Annotated in this window: 19 protein-coding genes; 18 read left to right on the top strand and 1 reads right to left on the bottom strand. The window is 66.5% G+C overall.

What is annotated here, in order from left to right; genetic code table 11:
- Positions 1–51: 51 nt before the first annotated feature.
- Together ACZK29_RS11475 and ACZK29_RS11480 are read left to right on the top strand one after the other, a co-directional pair.
- Entirely contained in the window at positions 52–588 is a 537-nt protein-coding gene (locus tag ACZK29_RS11475; RefSeq protein WP_111203207.1) for a GFA family protein, read from the top strand.
- Positions 581–889 carry a DUF6958 family protein gene (locus ACZK29_RS11480; protein ID WP_111203206.1) on the top strand — a complete coding sequence of 103 codons (309 nt, stop codon included), beginning with the start codon at positions 581–583 and terminating at the stop codon, positions 887–889. Before ACZK29_RS11475 ends, ACZK29_RS11480 begins: the two co-directional genes overlap by 8 nt.
- Here ACZK29_RS11480 and ACZK29_RS11485 read toward each other — a convergent pair whose 3' ends face one another.
- Positions 890–2,245, bottom strand: coding sequence for a sigma-54 dependent transcriptional regulator (locus ACZK29_RS11485; RefSeq protein WP_459047773.1), 1,356 nt, complete (start codon positions 2,243–2,245; stop codon positions 890–892).
- Between the two features lie 396 nt (positions 2,246–2,641).
- On the opposite strand from ACZK29_RS11485, the gene ACZK29_RS11490 reads away from it, so the two are divergent.
- The 16 genes from ACZK29_RS11490 to ACZK29_RS11565 all read left to right on the top strand — a co-directional run bounded on the left by ACZK29_RS11490 (position 2,642) and on the right by ACZK29_RS11565 (position 17,685).
- Positions 2,642–3,172 (top strand): hypothetical protein, encoded by a 531-nt coding sequence (locus tag ACZK29_RS11490; protein WP_478446017.1) that lies wholly within the window; start codon positions 2,642–2,644, stop codon positions 3,170–3,172.
- 23 nt (positions 3,173–3,195) lie between these two features.
- Positions 3,196–3,786: a hypothetical protein gene (locus ACZK29_RS11495; protein ID WP_111113842.1), complete on the top strand. Its 591-nt coding sequence runs from the start codon at positions 3,196–3,198 to the stop codon at positions 3,784–3,786.
- 43 nt (positions 3,787–3,829) lie between these two features.
- Positions 3,830–5,146, top strand: coding sequence for an adhesin (locus tag ACZK29_RS11500; protein WP_106548441.1), 1,317 nt, complete (start codon positions 3,830–3,832; stop codon positions 5,144–5,146).
- Positions 5,147–5,245: 99 nt separating this feature from the next.
- The gene (locus ACZK29_RS11505; RefSeq protein WP_111113836.1) at positions 5,246–5,950 is read left to right on the top strand and encodes a C39 family peptidase; all 705 of its coding nucleotides are present in this window, start codon (positions 5,246–5,248) and stop codon (positions 5,948–5,950) included.
- Between the two features lie 13 nt (positions 5,951–5,963).
- Complete coding sequence (locus ACZK29_RS11510; RefSeq protein WP_111203203.1) at positions 5,964–6,713, top strand: hypothetical protein; 750 nt, start codon at positions 5,964–5,966, stop codon at positions 6,711–6,713.
- A 47-nt stretch (positions 6,714–6,760) separates the two neighbouring features.
- On the top strand, positions 6,761–8,086 hold the full coding sequence (locus tag ACZK29_RS11515) for a transporter (RefSeq protein ID WP_106548438.1): 1,326 nt from the start codon (positions 6,761–6,763) through the stop codon (positions 8,084–8,086).
- Between the two features lie 93 nt (positions 8,087–8,179).
- On the top strand, positions 8,180–9,022 hold the full coding sequence (locus tag ACZK29_RS11520) for an NAD(P)-dependent oxidoreductase (RefSeq protein WP_478446018.1): 843 nt from the start codon (positions 8,180–8,182) through the stop codon (positions 9,020–9,022).
- A 101-nt stretch (positions 9,023–9,123) separates the two neighbouring features.
- The gene (locus ACZK29_RS11525; RefSeq protein WP_478446019.1) at positions 9,124–10,263 is read left to right on the top strand and encodes an SPFH domain-containing protein; all 1,140 of its coding nucleotides are present in this window, start codon (positions 9,124–9,126) and stop codon (positions 10,261–10,263) included.
- Between the two features lie 21 nt (positions 10,264–10,284).
- A complete protein-coding gene (locus ACZK29_RS11530) occupies positions 10,285–11,637 on the top strand; it encodes a hypothetical protein (protein ID WP_106548428.1) in 1,353 nt (450 codons plus the stop codon).
- A complete protein-coding gene (locus ACZK29_RS11535; protein ID WP_111203199.1) occupies positions 11,634–11,891 on the top strand; it encodes a hypothetical protein in 258 nt (85 codons plus the stop codon). Before ACZK29_RS11530 ends, ACZK29_RS11535 begins: the two co-directional genes overlap by 4 nt.
- A 210-nt stretch (positions 11,892–12,101) precedes the next feature.
- Positions 12,102–12,686, top strand: coding sequence for an AprI/Inh family metalloprotease inhibitor (locus ACZK29_RS11540; RefSeq protein ID WP_478446020.1), 585 nt, complete (start codon positions 12,102–12,104; stop codon positions 12,684–12,686).
- Between the two features lie 69 nt (positions 12,687–12,755).
- The gene (locus ACZK29_RS11545; RefSeq protein WP_478446021.1) at positions 12,756–13,715 is read left to right on the top strand and encodes a cation diffusion facilitator family transporter; all 960 of its coding nucleotides are present in this window, start codon (positions 12,756–12,758) and stop codon (positions 13,713–13,715) included.
- A gap of 72 nt (positions 13,716–13,787) precedes the next feature.
- Positions 13,788–14,423, top strand: a complete 636-nt coding sequence (locus tag ACZK29_RS11550) for a DNA-3-methyladenine glycosylase (protein ID WP_459047781.1) — start codon at positions 13,788–13,790, stop codon at positions 14,421–14,423.
- Positions 14,423–14,617, top strand: a complete 195-nt coding sequence (locus ACZK29_RS11555; RefSeq protein WP_111203196.1) for a hypothetical protein — start codon at positions 14,423–14,425, stop codon at positions 14,615–14,617. The genes ACZK29_RS11550 and ACZK29_RS11555 overlap by 1 nt, the downstream gene beginning before the upstream one ends.
- A 120-nt stretch (positions 14,618–14,737) precedes the next feature.
- The gene (locus ACZK29_RS11560) at positions 14,738–16,447 is read left to right on the top strand and encodes a sensor domain-containing diguanylate cyclase (RefSeq protein WP_111203195.1); all 1,710 of its coding nucleotides are present in this window, start codon (positions 14,738–14,740) and stop codon (positions 16,445–16,447) included.
- 77 nt (positions 16,448–16,524) lie between these two features.
- Positions 16,525–17,685, top strand: coding sequence for a M23 family metallopeptidase (locus tag ACZK29_RS11565; protein WP_478446022.1), 1,161 nt, complete (start codon positions 16,525–16,527; stop codon positions 17,683–17,685).
- The last annotated feature ends 86 nt before the right edge of the window (positions 17,686–17,771 follow it).

Here is a 17,771-nt window from a genome sequence, read left to right on the forward strand (position 1 = left end):
TCCCGGCGCCCCGGTTCGTCGAGAGGATGACCACCCCAGGAGAAAACGAAGATGGCCTCACACCAGTCCCTTGCCTGCGCCTGCGGCCAGGTGCGCCTGACCGCCACGGGCCAGCCCATTGCCACCGTCGAATGCTGCTGCGACAGCTGCCGCGAGGCCGGGGCCATGCTGCAGTCGATGCCCCGAGCACCGGACGTGCTGGGCCCGCACGGCCAGACGCTCTTCGTAATGCACCGCAAGGATCGCGTCAGCATCGATGCCGGGCATGCCATGCTGCGCGCGTTGAGGTTGTCCAGCAGGGGCGGCAGCCGCCGCGTCCTGGCGGGCTGCTGCAATACGCCGCTCTTCCTGGAGTTCAGCGGCGGCCATTGGCTGAGCCTGTATGGCCTGTTGTGGCCTGCATCGACAAGACCTGCCGTGGAGATGCGGACCATGGTCAGTGATCTTCCTGATGCGTCTGTGCTTCCTGACGATGTGCCGAACCTGAAGACCCGGTCGCTGCGCTTCTATGCGCGGTTGATGAAGGCGTGGATCGCCATGGGCTTCCGCAGCCCACGCATCGAGGTCGCGGGAGATACACATGCCTGAGCCCGAACGGATCGAGATCGAAAGCATCACCACGCCCGGGCACATCCAGCGCGTGGATCGCGCCAAGTACCTCGCCATGCGTCATGCCTTGCTGCGGGCGCTGCCCGCGCAACCGCCCGGCCTGACCGTTGCGCAGGCGAAACAGGCACTGCTGCCACACCTGCCCGCCACGCTGTTCCCGGCAGGCGCGACCGCCGGCTGGTGGTTGAAGGCCGTGCAGCTGGACCTGGAAGCCAAGGGCGTGATCGAGCGCGTCGCGGGCAAACCGTTGCGCTTGTTCAAGCACCTGGCGGCTGGCTGATCAGCGCTGCGCGGGCAGCTCCAGCCGGTGCTTGCGGCAAAGCCGGTACACCGTCACCCGCGAAATCTGCATCTGGCGCGCGCATTCGGACACGTTGTAGCCGGTCTGGCGCAGGGTCTGAAGCAACACATCACGTTCGGCCTGGCCACGCGCATCGTGCAGCATCGCGCCGGGCAGGGCCGGCGCCGGCGCGCCCAGTTCCAGGTCCCGCTCGCTGATCAGCTCGCCTTCGGCCATGATCGCAGCGCGCTGCACCCGATTGAGCAGTTCGCGGACATTGCCCGGCCAGTCGAAGCGGCGCATCGCCTGGATCGCCGCCGGCGAAAAGCCGCGTGCGCGCACCGTGTGGCGCAACCGGAAGCAGCGCAGGAAGTGCTCGGCCAGCAGCTGCACATCAGCACCACGTTCGCGCAGCGGCGGCATCAGCATCCGCAGCACGTTTAGGCGGTAGTAGAGATCACTGCGGAAACGGCCATGGGCCACGGCATGCTCCAGCTCGACGTGGGTTGCGGCAAGCACCCGCACGTCGGCGCGCAACGGCTGGCTGCTGCCGACCCGCTCGAAGGTGCCCTCCTGAAGCACCCGCAGCAGGCTGGTCTGGGCCTCCGACGGCAGGTCGCCCACCTCATCGAGGAACACGGTGCCGCCCTGGGCCGTTTCAAACACGCCGATCTGGCGCTTGTCGGCACCGGTGAACGAGCCGCGCTCGTGTCCGAACAGCTCCGACTGCACGAGGTTGGCCGGGATCGCACCGCAGTTGACGGCAATGAATGGCCTACCCGCGCGCCCGGACAACGCATGCAGCGCGTGTGCGGCCAACTCCTTGCCAGTGCCGGTTTCACCGGTGACCAGCACCGGCAACTCTACCGGCGCGAACTTGTGCAGCACCGTGCGCACGGCATGCAACGCGGGGCTCTCGCCGATCAATGCGCGCGGCCCCTGCCCGTTGCACGCGCCATCAACAGAGGGTTCATCCGCATCGAACTGCCGGCGCATCGCACTGACCAGGTCCTGCAGGCCGAACGGGAGCGTGAAACGCGCCAGGCAGAACTGCAGCAGCGGCAGCCATGCCGTTGGCGTGGCCCCTGCGCCGGGCGGCAGCACTGCCAGCCAGGGCAGATGCTGGTGCTGTTCGATCCACGGCATCAGCAGCTGCAGCGCCGGACCATCCATATGGCGTAGATCGACGACTGCGAGCAGCCGATCGCGCCCACGCAGGCCAATGGCCATGCCGGGATCGGGATGGATGCTGCGTACATACCAGCCCGCGGCCGCCAGCGCGCTGCGCTCGCTCGCCAGCGGTTCGCCGAACCACAGTACACAGCGCGATGTTGAAGCCTCCGGGACCGCCGCCATGCTTCCCCCAGCATCCGGACACCGTCGGCGGACTGTCAGGCAATCACCGGCGTGCCGCCCCCCGCCGGGACTTCTTCGGCCACCGGGGCGACCTTTGATGAGCGGATCCTAGCGCTGCGCTAAACGCCAGCGCAATGAGCGGCGCGTCAAGAAATCACCGGCTGAAGCGGCACCGTTGCAGTCGGCGATGTCACCTGTAACAACAATGCGACAGTCGGGCATCCGCCTTGCCCTGTGGCAGCTGCGGGCTGCGCAATCCCAACAATTTCCCGACGCCGTTGTAACGCCCTGGCGCCACCCGGCCGCGCCGCACCCCGGCCGTCGGTTGCGGCACGGGCCTCCGGCAGTTGGCACGGTTGATGCGTGGTTCCGCCGCACCCATCGCGGGAGATCGGCATGGACGGCACCACCCTCATTCGTGGCCTGGCGGCACCCCTGGCACTGGCCCTGTTGTCGGTCGCCATGAACGCAGCCGCTTCCGGCGCGCGCCAAGCGGTGAAGGCACAACCGGGCGAAATCGTCCTGTTGCGCGATGTGTCGGCGCGCCCCGCCTACCGGATGGCGCCGCCGGGCATGGCGCTGATTGCCGATCCAAAGCCTCAGCGCGAGATCGCCGCCGCGCTTGGCACCCGCACCGGTACCGGCGCAATGGACGAGCTGAGTGACGAGGACTATGCAGGCATGGGTGCAGGGCACGCCGCTGCGGCATCGGCGCCGGGGGGGACGACGGTCGAGCGCGTCACCCAGCAGGCCCTTGGTGGCACGGCCGGCCACAGCAGCGACGGCATGGTCGGCAGCAGCCTCGGCGGCGCCATGAGCGGTCCGCTGGGCGCGGTGGGCAACAGCACACGCGGCATTGGCGATACGGTGCGCGGCGCCCTCGCCCAGTTCCCGTTGCAGGGACCGGCCCCGGCAGGTGGCAAGTGAAACGCCCTTACCTGCCGCTGCTAATGCTGGCGATGGCGCCGTCGCTTGCGCACTGCGACGAGTACAGCGGCATGCTGGCCTATCTGGATGTAGCCCGCATCGACGGCCGCGCACTGGCCGGTGCCAATGGCGCGATCGCGGTGAACCAGGCCGCCGGTGACCTCAACCAGCAGGCCAACCTGCGTGGCATCGCCACCGGCGAGCGCGCCGATGTGGCGATCAGCGCCCAGCAACTGCTGCGTGGCAACCGGGTGCTGTCGGCACCATTGCACGCACGCGCCGATATCGGCGGCGATGCACTGGCGGGCGCCAGCGGCATCGCATCCATCAACCAGGCCAGCGGCATCGCCAACACGACGCTCAACGTCGTCAGCGCGACGCTGGCCCGACAGGGCATACGCGAAACCGACGACTCGGCCTTGGCCGCCGAAGGTTCCGCGTTGGCAGGGGGGCGGGACGACGCCGGTCGCGGCGTTGCGACGGGCACCCGTAGCGTTGGTGTGGCCAGCACCGCGCTGCGGGGATTCGACGGGGTCCTGCAACTCAATCAGATAGCGGGCAGCGGCAACGACACGGCCAATGTGCTCGGCCTGGTCGTGCAGGACCGCCCGTGACAACCACCCAACCGATGCACCACCTGATGAGAGAGAGGGCACCATGAAAGCGACCGTCAAACAGACCATGCTCGCCATGGCGATTGCCACTGCCTCGACCGCCGCTGCGGCCAATGGCTGGGACAACCAGAACGCCAACGCGAACATCAACCACAACCATACCGTCAGCGAAACCCGCAACGACACGCACAACCACACCGACAACGATGTGCGCAACCGCACCGTCAACGTCAATGTGCAGAAGCACAGCAACATCCAGGCCGACGAACGCAAGGAAAAGAACAACCACGGCGTCGACGTGAACCTGGAGAAGGACCTGCGGTTGAGTACCGATATCAACTTCTCCGGCGACCCGAACATCACCGGTGACATCGACCTCGACTCGGCCGCCATCGCAGTGATCGACAACCGCCAGTCGATCAGCAACAACGCCACCAGCAACAGCCTGGTCACCAACAGCGCCTCCATCGGTGACAGCGTCGGTGCCGGTGCATCGGGCAATCTCGGCTTCAACGTGGTATCGGGCGACAACAACGCGCAGGACAACGCCGCGTCGCTGTCCGCTGCCGATGCATCCTTCAGCTTCGGCATGGCCGACGCCGAGGTGTTCGTCAACCAGGCTGGCTTCGGCAACGCCACCATGAACTCCGGCGTCACCAACGCCGCAGGCCTGGGCGGCAATGCCTTCGGCGGCGCGTCCGGCAATATCGGCGTGAACATCGCTTCGGGCAACAACAACGAGCAGAAGAACGCGCTCGCGGCCTCGGTAGCAACCACGGCGGTGGCGCAGTCGAGCATCAGTTCGAACCAGGTCTCCACCGGCAACACGGTCAGCAACGCCGGCTTCGTGCAGTCCTACACGGATACCGTGCAGGTCGGCATGCGTGGCGGTGTCAGCGGCCTGACCCTGGCCTATGGCGCGGGCACCTACCGCGGCACCGGCAACGCCTACCAGATGGCGAACTACTATCTGGACACTTGGAATGGCGAACTGCCGCACCCGGGTGGCAACAGCACCGGCCACATCGACCTGGACAACCAGATCCAGAACGCCACGATGAACCCCAACCGGCCGGGGGTGGGCGGCCTGGGCTTCGATACGCGTGAGAGTGGCACCAGCCAGTTCGTCGAACTGGGCGTGGCCGACCTGTATGCCAGCCTCAGCGGCACGGTCAGCACCACGCGCTGGGTGAACGTCAACGCCACCAACACCTCGGCATTGTCGGGCAGCGCCTTCTCCGGCGCCTCCGGCAACATCGGCGTAAACGTGGCTTCCGGCACCGGCAACCTGCAGGCCAACAGCCTTGCCCTGGCAGTCGCCCAGCCCAGCACCGGCGGTGGTGGCGGCAGCGGCGAGTAAGCGCAACACCCCGGCCGTCCGCCAATGGCCGGGTTCCCGGGAGCCCCTGTTCCTCCTCCCCCTTGGGACAGGGGCTCCCCCCTGCTGCCGGAGACCGTGATGATCCGTTGCCGTCTTTCGATGCGCCTGCTCTCGTGCCTGTTGCTGCTGGCCACTGCATCTGCGTGGGCTGGCGACGTGCGCTTCAGTGGCGTACTGCCCAATGGTGCGCTGCTACAGCAGAAGGTGGAGAGCATGCAGGAGCGGCGCTACCGCAACGTGGTACGCCAGCACACCGACTACAGCTGCGGGGCTGCGGCGCTGGCGACCATCCTGCGCCACGCCTACCACCTGGACACCGACGAGGCGACGGTCATCGAAGGGATGATGGGGGTATCCGATCCGGCGCTGGTCGCCGAACGCGGCTTTTCGCTGCTCGACATCAAGCGCTACGTGGAGTCACTGGGCATGCGTGGGCGCGGCTACCGCATCGACGAACAACGCCTGCGCACACTGCGCGTTCCCGGCCTGGTACTGATGGACGTGCGCGGCTTCCGCCATTTCGTGGTGCTCAAGCAGGTCCGTGAGGGCATCGTGGAAGTGGCAGACCCGATCCTCGGCAACCGCAGCCTGGCCCTGCCGGAGTTTCTGGCGGCCTGGCCCTCACGTGCCGTGTTCGTGGTGATCGGCAGTGATTTCGATCGCAACACGGTATTGCTGCAACCCAACGAACGGCCCAGTGCCCGCGCGCTCTTCGCGCGACAGGGGCCGATCACCGATGCCGAGCTGGTCGACTTCGGCTTCAGCCATGCCGACCTGTTCTGAAGGAGGCTTCGCCATGTTCCGCCGCCCCTTGTTGATGGTCCTGCTGCTGGCAACCCCTGCCCTGCCCCTGCTTGCAGCCGAGGGCGCGCCAGGACGCGGCCTGAAGGAAATTCCGGATCCCGAACTGAACCTGATGCGTGGCCGCTACACCGTTGGCGGAAACACCGTGGCCTGGTTCGGGGTAACCATGGTCTCGCAATGGCAGGCCGGCAACGGCGCCGCGCTGCAGGGCGCGCTGACGCTGGGCATGGACTTCCGCAGCGGTGGCCCCCCGAAGCTGAGCTTCCAGCCCAGCGTGCATGTGACCGCCGCCGACGCGCCGTTGCCGGGCACGCAGGGCCGCAGCATCGACAGCACCGGCCTGGCCAACGCCAGTGGGCTGGTGCAGAGCGTGCAGGTGGCCGGCGATGGCAACGTCGCACGCAACGCCACCACGCTGGTGGTGCGTGACGGTGCCGTGCCCGTGGCGACATCCGACGGCGCTCATGCGGCCAGCGCACAGAAGGCCGGCATCAGTGCCAGTGCCGTGCTGGACGGTAACCAGGCACGCCTGATGCTGCAGGTGGACGGCCAGGGGCTGGTGCAGCAATGGATACGCAATGGCAGCGTCGGCCAGGGCATTGCCCTGGCCGGTGACGGCCAGGCAGCCAGCAACCAGCTGCGGCTGGAACTGGTGAGGAACACCGCGGGCGGCAACCTGCCGTTGAGCCAGAACGTGGCCCAGGCAATCGCGCTGAACCGCGGCATGGGGCCGGGCCAGTAGCACGGCACGGCATTGGGGGGACGCGTTCCACAACGCAGGACACGAACATGCACACCCTTCTGAGGATCACCCCGCTGGCGCTGGCGGCGCTGGCGGGCACCGCCCTCGCCGCGCCTCCTGCGGCGGCCGACGACAATGCGGACGTACAGGCCCTGGCCAACCAGCTGGAGCAGCTCAAGAGCAACTACGCCCAGGAAGTTCGACGATTGCGCGAACTGGACATGCAGGTGCAGGCCATGCAGGCGCGACTGAGTGGCCGGGTTGGACCCATGGGTCCGGCAGTCGCGACTGCTCCGGCAACGGCAGTCGAGCATGGCTCGACACCACAGGGCGGTGCAGGTGCAGCCGTTCCACCAAGCAGCGAGGGCTACGCCAGCACGGCGGCCGAGGCGCAGCAGGCCAAGCAGGAGTCGCGACGCAGCGTGGATGATGTGAAGCAGCAGCAATCGGCCCTGTTTTCCCGCCGCTTCACCGTCGAAAACAGCCTCACCTACGCCCGCTACGACCGCAAGCAGCTCACCCTCAACGGCTTCCTCGCACTGGACGCGATCTTCCTCGGCAACATCGCCATCGAGAACGTGGAGTCCGATTCGCTCACCTACAACCTGGCTGCACGCTGGGGCGTCAGCCCGAACCTCACGCTCAACCTGGACGTGCCCTACCTGGCACGGCGCACGGTCTACCAGAAAGGTGGGGCGGGCGGCGCAGCCGCTGCCATCGCACAGGAAGAGACCAATGGCAACGGCCTGGGCGATATCGGCCTGAGCGCCAACTACCGGCTGTTCGGGGAACGTGGCTGGCGGCCCGAGACGGTACTGACGGCAGGTGTAACCGCACCAACCGGTCGCGCCCCGTACGGCCTGGACTGGAAGGTGATCGAGCGTGATGACGACGATTACATCCGCTTCGCCGTGCCGCGCGAACAGCCCACCGGCAACGGCGTATGGCAGGCCAACCTTGGTCTCTCGATGGTCAAGACCGCTGATCCGGCGATTCTGTTCGCCAACATCGGCTACGTGCACTCCATCCCGCGCGGGTTCAACGATATCGACAGCAATCCGGATACCGTGAACCCGGGTGATGTGAAGCTGGGCGGCTCGGTGTACTTCGGTGCCGGTGTTGCCTTTGCGTTCAATGAACGCACCAGCCTCAGCCTGTCCTTCAGCGACCGCATCAGCGCCCGTGCTTCGACCCGCTTCCAGGGCGGCAAGTGGACGAAGGTGATCGGCAGCGACGCCAATGCGGCGTCACTGAATCTGGGCGTGACCTACGCGCTGAACCAGCACACCACGCTGGTCACCCTGCTGGGCATCGGCCTGACCCCGGATGCGCCGGACTTCACCTTGGCCTTCAAGATTCCGTACATGCTCTAGCGGCCACTGCCCATGGCATGATGGGCGCTCTGCGGCCAGCGGACGTCCATCATGCGCATAGGATTCCTGGGACTTGGAGTGATGGGAACGCCCATGGCGGCCCATCTGGCTCGCGCAGGTTACGAGGTATGCGGCTGGTCGCGCTCCGACCGCAACCATGCGGCCGCGCGCGCCGCCGGCATCGACGTCTGCAAGGCAGTGGACGAAGTATTCGCGGCCTGCGACACCCTCATCCTGATGCTGGCCAATGACGATGCGATCGACAGTGTGCTCGATCGGCATGGCGCGGCGTTCGGTGAGCGGGTCGAGGGCCGCCTGCTGATCAACATGGGCACCAGCTCGGCAGCGTACTCGCAGGCGCTGGCCGAGCAGATCCGTGCCGCGGGCGGCCGCTACGTCGAGGCGCCGGTGTCCGGCTCACGCGTACAGGCCGAAGCGGCGCAGCTGGTGATCCTGCTGGCCGGCGCGGATGTCGACCTCGCGGCAGCCGCCCCAGTGGTTGCACCGATGGGCAGGCAAACGGTGTGCTGTGGTGCAGTGCCGTCCGCGCTGCGCATGAAACTGGCCGTGAACCTGTACCTGATCACCCTGGTCACCGGCCTGGCCGAAGCGGTGCACTTCGCCGAAGCCCACGGCATCGAGCTGGACCGCTTCGCGCAGGTGCTCAACGCAGGGCCGATGGCCAGCGAAGTATCGCGAATCAAGCTGGACAAGATGGTCCGTGGTGACTTCAGCGTGCAGGCGTCGATCACCGACGTGCGCAAGAACAGTGGGCTGGTAGCCGCTGCCGCCCATGAGGTGGGCATGCATGCGCCCTTGATCGACGCCAGCGACGCGCTGTTCGCACAGGCACTGGCGTCCGGGTCGGGGGCGCTGGACATGGCGGCCGTGCTGCAGGCTGTACGGGCCGGGCCAACCGGCCCTGGCCGGCGCTGATCCGGATTCATGTTCCGGCACTACTGCCGCCCCCTACCGCTGCTATATTCAGTCCAGCTCGGCAGGCACGGTGCCTGCCCTCGAATCACAGGGAGTTGGACATGGGTCTGGTACAGGCGGTGAAGGGTGCGGTTGGCGGTGTTCTGGCCGACCAGTGGAAGGACTTCTACACCGTGCCGGCGGGCCTGCCGTCCACGGCGGCCCTGTTCGCGGCGGTGCCGCAGGGCACCAATGCCGGCCGCGGCTCCAACACCAGCGGCTCGTCCAACATCATCACCAACGGCTCGAAGATCATCGTGCCCGAAGGCTACGGCCTGCTGCTGTTCCAGGACGGCGCGATCACTGCGTTCGTCGCCGAACCGGGTGGCTATGAGTGGCGCTCGGACGATCTGAACTCGCAGTCGATCTTTGCCGGCGACGGCCTGGTCAGCACCTTCATCAAGCAGAGCTGGGAGCGCTTCAAGTTCGGCGGCCAGCCCAGCTCGCAGCAGGCCGCCTACTTCGTCTCGCTGAAGGAACTGCCGGACAACCGCTTCGGCACCCAGTCGGAAATCTACTGGGACGACGGCTTCCTCAACACCCAGGTCGGCGCGGTCACCCGTGGCTCGTACACGCTGAAGATCGTGGACCCGATCCTGTTCGTGAAGAACTTCGTGCCGGCCAGCTATCTGCGTCCGGGTCAGGTGTTCGATTTCACCGATCTGGACAATGCCGCCGCCAGCCAGCTGTTCAATGAAGTGGTCGGCTCGCTGGCACCGGCCTTCAGCCTGTACACCAACGACCCGGGCAAGGGCAACCGCATCACCAAGCTGCAGCAGGACTCGCTGGGCTTCGCGCAGAGCCTGTCGGCCGCGGTCGAGCAGGGCTACCAGTGGAAGTCGGACCGCGGCCTGGCCATCGTCAAGACCGCCATCGTCTCCATCGAGTACGACGCCAACACCCGCGAACTGCTGAAGACCGTGCAGCGCGCCGATGCGCTGTCCGGTTCGCGCGGCAACTCCAACCTGCAGGCTAGCGTTGCCCAGGGCATCCAGTCGGCAGGCGAGAATGGCGGCGCGGCAGGCCTGGTCGGTGTCGGCATGGCATCTGGCATGTTCGGTGTCGGCGGCATGCAGCAGCCGGTGGCCCCGGCTGCGGACGACCCGGTCGCCAAGCTGAAGAAGGCCAAGGAAATGCTGGACCTGGGCCTGATCACCCAGAGTGACTACGACGCGCTCAAGGCCAAGGCACTGGGCCTGTAACCGGCAGGACGCATACACCCCATGTCCGATCCCAGAAACGGCCCACCGCCGCTGCCCGGATCCGTGCCCGCGACGCCGCCGCCCTTGCCGGCGGCGTCGTTGGATGGGCCGGGTTCGCCGCAGGACGTCCCTCCCCTGCCGGGCAGCTTCCCGCTGGACACCTCGAAGCTGCCGCAGGCGATCCGCGATGAAGTGGAAGCGCCTGATCCGGTTGCCATCGACACCTCGGCCAGCGAGCTGAAGGATGGCCTCAACCGCTGCCCGAAGTGCGGCGCCACCGACATCCGGCCCAAGGCCGGCACCGATATCCTGGTCTGCCTGTACTGCCGTCACGAATGGCATGGCGCGCGGGTCGAGGAGGAATTCGGGCTGGGCGAGGCCATCGACCAGCTGCGCGGCACCGTCATTGCCTCCGGCGCACGCGACATCGACGCCGACACTTCGGCATTGATGACGTTCAAGTGCACCGGATGCGGCGCCGAAGTCACGGTCAACACCGAAAGCACGATGACAGCGCGCTGCCACTGGTGCCGCCACGTCTTCGGCGTCAACGAGCAGATCAGCAATGGCGCGGTGCCTGATGCGGTGCTGCCCTTCCATATCAGGAAGGACGACGCAGTCGCGCGCATCCGCCAGTTCGTCGACAAGCGCCGGATGTTCGCGCTGAAGGCGTTCAAGGACCAGTTCACCCCGGAAAACGTGGTGGGCGTATTCCTGCCCTACATGATCGTCGACAGCAATGTCAGCGCGGCCGTGGCCGGCAAGGGCGAGATCAAGACGCGCGAATACACGGTGGGCAGCGAGAAGAACAAGCGCACCCTGTACGACGCCGATGTCTACCAGGTCGAGCGCCAGGTGGATTTCACCGTCGATGACCTGCCACTGGAATCCTCGGCCGAGCGCGGGAATCTCGATACCCGCGCCAACACCAACAACATCATCAACACCATCCTGCCGTTCGACACCAAGAACGCGGTGAAATGGAACGCCTCGTACCTGGCCGGCTTCACTTCGGAGAAGCGCAATCTGGACGTGGAGAAACTGCGGCCGCGACTGGAAGACCAGCTGCTGTCGATCGCCCGTTCACAGGTGGAAGGTTCGGTGAAGCGCTACAACCGTGGCGTGCGCTGGGAACAGGAACAGCTGGAGGTGCATGGTACCCGCTGGGTATCGATGTACCTGCCGGTGTGGTTGTATTCCTATCATCAGCCTGGAAAGAACGGCGGCATGCTGCATTACATCGCAGTGAATGGCCGCACCGGCGAGACCATGGGCAGCGTACCCGTGCAGCAATGGAAGATGCTGCTGGCGGCACTGGCCACCGGCACCGTCATTGAAGCCCTCGCAATAGCATTCCTGGTGGCATCGACATGAGCGACGACAGTGGCCTCTGGCTGTTGGCGGCAGGTCCGGCCGGCGCAACCGCGCTGTACTGGGCGCTGTACCGCTATTACCGCAACACCGACAAATCCCACTCCTTCGAGCATGAAACCGAGATCGAGGCAAAGCCCATCACCGGCTCGGACCAGCAGGTCGGCCGGGTCACCGGCACCGAGGAGAAGCGCATCCGTGGCGACAACGTGTACGAGTACCGGAAACGGGTGGTGCGGGTGAAGCCCGACCCGTAGGGCCAAGCCCTGCCTGGCTGCGGGTAGTGCCGGCCGCTGGCCGGCATTCCTTCGGTCTCTGGGTGCCAAAGAGGAGCCGGCCGGCGGCCGGCACTAGCCTTCAGCAGACAGCACCTAGCCTTCGCTGGGCTGCCCCAGGGCACACCCTCACACCGTCTCCCGCCCCACCGGTTCGATACTCGCGCGGTCCACCCTTCCGAGGATGCTGCAATGGCTGCCGTGCTAGCTCGCACCTGCCTGTCCGCGTTGTGCTGTCTGGCCCTGCCCGCCCTGGCCCAGGACGCCTCGTTCGGCTTCGGCGAACAGACCACCCACACCGACCAGACCACGCAATCCAGCAGCACCCAGACCCAGGGCAGTGGCGCGGTGACCACCCAGACCACCACCAGCGGCAGCTCGCAGTCCGAGTCACGCAGCGAAAGCAAAGAGATCGACGTGGGCTTCGGTTTCCACGCCGACAACGACAACTGGGGCCACGACCGCCACCGTGGCGGCCCCGATGTGCGCGACAGCGACCTGTTCGGCAGCTGGACACTGGGCCAGGAGAACGGCAGCACCTGCACCATCGAGCTGAAGAACATCGAGTGGTTCGGCGGCTACAATGCCTATGTGCCTGCCGGCTGCCCGGATGGCTTCTTCTCGGCCAACCGCTGGGTGCTGTCGGGCAACCAGCTGCAGCTGACCGACACCAGCAATACGGTGTTCGGGCGGTTCCGCGCGTCGGGAGGTGGGCGTTGGACGGGGTACCGTGAATCGGATGGGGCGCGTTTGTATCTCAATCCCAAGGGACGCTGATCGCACCGTGCACGCAGTGGGCACGCGCTGAACGGGAAGATCAGGCGTCCGCCTCGCCCCGCCGCCGAAATGTCCGCTCCCACCGGTTCCCGCCTGGTCATCTATGCCGCACTCGCCGGCAACCTCGCCATTGCCATCGCCAAGTTCATCGCTGCCGGCATCTCCGGCAGCTCGGCCATGCTCAGCGAAGGCGTGCATTCGCTGGTCGACACCCTTAATGAACTGCTGTTGCTGTATGGACTGCGCCGTGCCGGCAAGGCGCCGGACCCGGTCCATCCATTCGGCTATGGCCGCGAGCTGTACTTCTGGAGCTTCATCGTCGCCCTGCTGGTGTTCGCTGCCGGCGCCGGCGTTTCGGCCTACGAAGGTATCCAGCACATCCGCCAGCCGGAGCCGGCCACCAACCACGCGTTGAGCTACAGCGTGCTGGGCATCTCCATCCTGTTCGAAGGGGCTTCATGGTGGGTGGCGCTGCGCGAGTTCCGGCGCACCAAGGGCAAGCTCGGCTACTTCAAAGCGTTCCGCCGCAGCAAGGATCCTTCCACCTTTACCGTGCTGCTGGAGGATAGCGCCGCCCTGCTGGGCCTGGGTTTCGCACTGATCGGGCTCGTGGCCGCTCAGGTGCTGGATATGCCGGTGCTTGATGGTGTGGCGTCGCTGTGCATCGCCGGCGTGCTGGCCGCAACCGCCTTCCTCCTGGCCCGTGAAACCAAGGGCCTGCTGGTTGGAGAGCCTGCCCACCCCGCGGTGGCCGAGCGGATCATGGCGGTGGCCGAAACCGATCCGGACCTGCGCCGCGCCAATGGCGTGACCACCATGCAGATGGGCCCGGAACAGGTGGTGGCCATGCTCAGCGCCGAGTTCGAGGACGATCGGCAGACCCCACAGATTGAAGCCTGCATCACCCGCATCGAAACGGCGGTAAAGCGCGAGTATCCGGAACTGGTGGCACTGTTCATCAAACCGCAGACGCCCGAGGTCTATGCCGCCCGGCGCGCCACGCTGGCGCCGCCGCCCGCGCCGGAATGACGCTGCGTCTGCGCCCGTTTCACCAGTCCAATGCCACAGTCCCACCAACATTTGCCCGAGCCTGCTTCTACCGTGCCGGATTGGTTGCCCGCCTCTCTTCAGATCCTCCCGCGCAGCTTCTACCGGCGCCCGCCTGTCGAGGTTGCGCCCGAGCTGCTCAACAAACTTCTGGTCCGTAACGATGGCCGAACCGGTCGCATCGTTGAAGTCGAGGCCTACGCGGGCAGCGTCGATCCGGCGGCGCACTCCTATCGGGGGCAGACGCCGCGCACGGCCAGCATGTTCGGTGAGGCCGGCCACCTGTATGTCTACTTCACTTACGGCATGCACTGGGGCAGCAACGTGGTCTGCGGAGAGGTCGGTGACGGCGTGGCGGTGCTGCTTCGGGCCGTCGAGCCGCTGGCGGGCCTTGAGCGCATGCACGAGCTGCGCCCCACCGCGCGCCGGGACCGCGATCTGGCCAGCGGCCCCGGCAAGCTCTCGCAGGCATTCGGGCTGGACAGCAGTTTCGACGGCGCCGACCTGGTGACCGGCAGCCATGGCATCGTGATCGCAAGCGATGGGACCCCGCCTCCGTCCGACCCGATAGTGGGTCCACGCATCGGCATTACCCGCGCTGTCGATTTCCCTTGGCGCTGGCACATCCGTGACAATCGTCACGTATCGATCCAGCCACGTCGTACTCCCGCCCCTGCGAGGAAACGATGATGACCCCGCTCGACAAACCACTGCGTCGCGAACTGGACATCGATGGCCGGCCCTATACCCTCACCGTGGACCCCGAAGGCCTCAAGCTGGTCGAAAAGGGGCGACGCAAGGGCATCACGCTACGCTGGCAGGACTTGCTATCCGGCGATGCCGCACTGGCCACCGCCCTGCAGGCATCGCTCCAACAACACTGAGCGGGCGCGGCCACCTCACATCGGCATCACTCCGCCATGGCGATACATAACGCCGTGCGCACTAGCGTAGCGCCAGCCAGCCGCCGCAACCGCCCTCGCCACCCAGCCCTGAAAAGCGCCATGGACGAAGCCGAACGTCTGCTCGAAGTCGAACGACTGCATCTGCTGGATACGCCCCCTGAGCCGGTGTTCGATGCCATCGTCGCCGCCGCCCGCGCCGCGACCGGCATGACCATGGGACTGATCACCGTGGTGGCCGAAGACCGGCAGTGGTTCAAGGCCAATATCGGGCTGGAGGGCGTCACCGAAACGGCCCGCGAGATCTCCTTCTGCACGCATGCGATCCGTCACGACGAGCTGTTCGAGATACCCGACGCGCGCCAGGAGCCTCGGTTCTCGACCAATCCCCTGGTGACCGCCGGGCCGCGCATCCGGCACTACGCCGGCATCCCGCTGGGCTCGGCCCATGGTGCACGCATTGGCACGCTGTGCCTGCTCGACCCGATGCCCGGCGTGCTGTCTCCCTCCCAGCGCGAACTGATGGTGCATCTGGCGCGGGTCACCACCCAGGTACTGGAACAGCGCAGTACCTTGATGGCGCAGGTTGGCCAGGCGAAAGCCCTGCATCGAGAGCTGAAGCGCAGCGAGGACTTCCTGGAACGCACCAACCGCGCGGCGCGCGTGGGTGGCTGGGAAATGGACCTGGTCAGCAACGAGGTCCGCTGGACCCGCGAGACCAAGCAGATCCACGGCGTGCGCAGCAACTTCGAACCGACGCTCGAAACCGCGTTGTCCTTCTATCGCGAGGACAGCCGCAGCATCATCCGTGCGGCAGTGCAACGCTGCGTCGACGAGGGCATCTCCTGGGAACTGCAGCTGCCGATGACCACTGCCGACGGACGTGCCATCTGGACCCGCGCGGTGGGTGGACGGCAACAGGTCGATGGCCGGCCCCGGCTGGTCGGCGCCATTCAGGACATCACCGAGGAGCGCGCTGCACTGGACGCCCTGGAGGCGAGCGAAACACGCTATCGGCGCCTGTTCCACTACAGCCTTGGGCTGATCTGCACCCACACGCTGGACGGCGTGCTGACATCGGTCAACCCGGCGGCCGTGCAGTCACTGGGCTTCCATGAGAGCCAGATGATCGGGCGCAGCCTGTGCGACCTGATGCCGCCGGACAAGCGCGCCGCCTTCAAGGCCTATCTCGAGCGCATTGCGGTGAATCACACCGATGCTGGCGTCATCGAGCTGATCGCCGCGGACAGCAGCCGGCATTTCTGGGCCTATCACAATGTGCTCGACAGCGAGGCCAGTCCGCCGTACGTGCTGGGCCATGCGCAGGACGTGACGGCGCTGCGGATGCAGGAACAGCAACTGCGCGAGATGTCCTTCAAGGACCCGCTCACCCAGAGCTACAACCGGCGCTTCCTGCCTCGCCTGGACGCACTGGCTGACCAGCCATGGGCCTGCCTGATGTTCGATCTGGATCATTTCAAGCAGATCAACGACACCCAGGGCCATGCGCGGGGTGACACGGTGCTGGTCGAGTTCGTCGCTTTCCTGCGTGGCCCGCTGGGTGCGGCGGAGCATGTGGTGCGCATGGGCGGCGACGAATTCATGGTGGTGCTGACCGCGCCGGAACCGGGACGGCTGGCCGCGCTGGAACTGTGGTATGTGCAGAAGGCCGGACAGTCACCGACGCCGTTCTCGCTCGGTTCGACCCACCACACCCCGGGCGAATCGGTGGCCGATACCCTGCAGCGTGCCGACAGTCGGCTGTATCGGGAACGCGCACGCGTGCGCCAGCATCCCCGGCCGGGACCCTGATACGTCAATCTGTGTCCCCGTGCCCCCTGCGTAGCGCTATGCTCGGCAGCGGCCACTGTCGGCCTGGGGGGACACGCATGATCCGCAGCGTCTGTCTGGCTCTGCTGCTGTTGCTGCTTCCTTCCGTCACGTTGCCAGCGCCAGTGCCTGCACCGGTTGAAGCACGCGTGCCCTTCGCACCGACGCCCTTCATCGGCAGCGACGGCCTGCGCCATCTGGCCTACGAGCTGCACATCACCAACTACTACGGCGATACCGGTGTGCTGCTGCCACAATCGCTGCAGGTGTTCGGCGACGATGCCGAAACCCCGCTGCTGAGCCTGGATGGCGCTGCCCTGCGCCACTGGGTGCGGCCGTCGCCTTCGGAGGATGGCGCGGTATCCATTGCACCGGGCAAACGCCTGGTGGTGTTCCTGTGGCTGTCACTGCCCATCGCCGATCGCGTGCCACATACCCTCCGGCACCGCATGCTGCTGGGCACCGGGCACCACGGTAGCGTGGAATTGGACGGCGCCCGTGTTGCGGTCAGCGCGGCGAAGGTGATGGCGCTCGGCCCGCCCCTTCGGGGTGGCCGATGGCTCGCCCATGAAGGGCCCGGCGCGGCGCAGTCACACCATTGGGGCAGCCTTGTGGCGGTGAATGGTGACCTGACCATTCCGCAGCGCTTCGCGCTCGATCTGGTAGGCGTCGACAAACATGGGCGCGCCGTGCGCCCAACGACCAGGGATCTGCAGCACACCCGTCATTCGGATTGGGTGGGCTATGCAGCACCCGTGCTGGCCGTGGCCGATGGCATCGTGCGCGCGACACGTGATGGGCAACCCGAACATGCGCCGCTGACCGCGCAACCGGAACCCGCCTCGCTCACGGCGGATGGCTTGTTTGGCAACTACGTTGTCCTGGAAATTTCACCGGGCATCTTTGCCAGCTACGCCCATCTGCGCACCGGCAGCATCAAGGTGGAACCCGGGCAGCGCGTCCAGCGCGGGCAGGCGCTGGCCCAGCTTGGCCAGTCGGGCAACTCCGCCGCCCCGCATCTGCACTTCCAGCTCTCCAACAAGGCAACGTTCGAAGGCTCCGAGGGCATCCCCTATGTCTTCCAGGCTTTCAACGATTTCGGCCCTGAAAGCGAAGCGCAGCTGTTCGGTCAAGGGGATGCCTGGACATCCGGCGTGACCGCGCGGCATGGGAATCAACTGCCGCTGAATGACATCGTCATTGAGTTCCCGCCGCGCTGACACACCCACGCCGCCGCCGGCGCCGCTCCTGTAGAGCCGAGCCCACGCTCGGCTTGCTGCGCGCAGCGCTCATCGTGGCCTGGCAG

The organism is Stenotrophomonas sp. 89682_Sma (assembly GCF_056481405.1).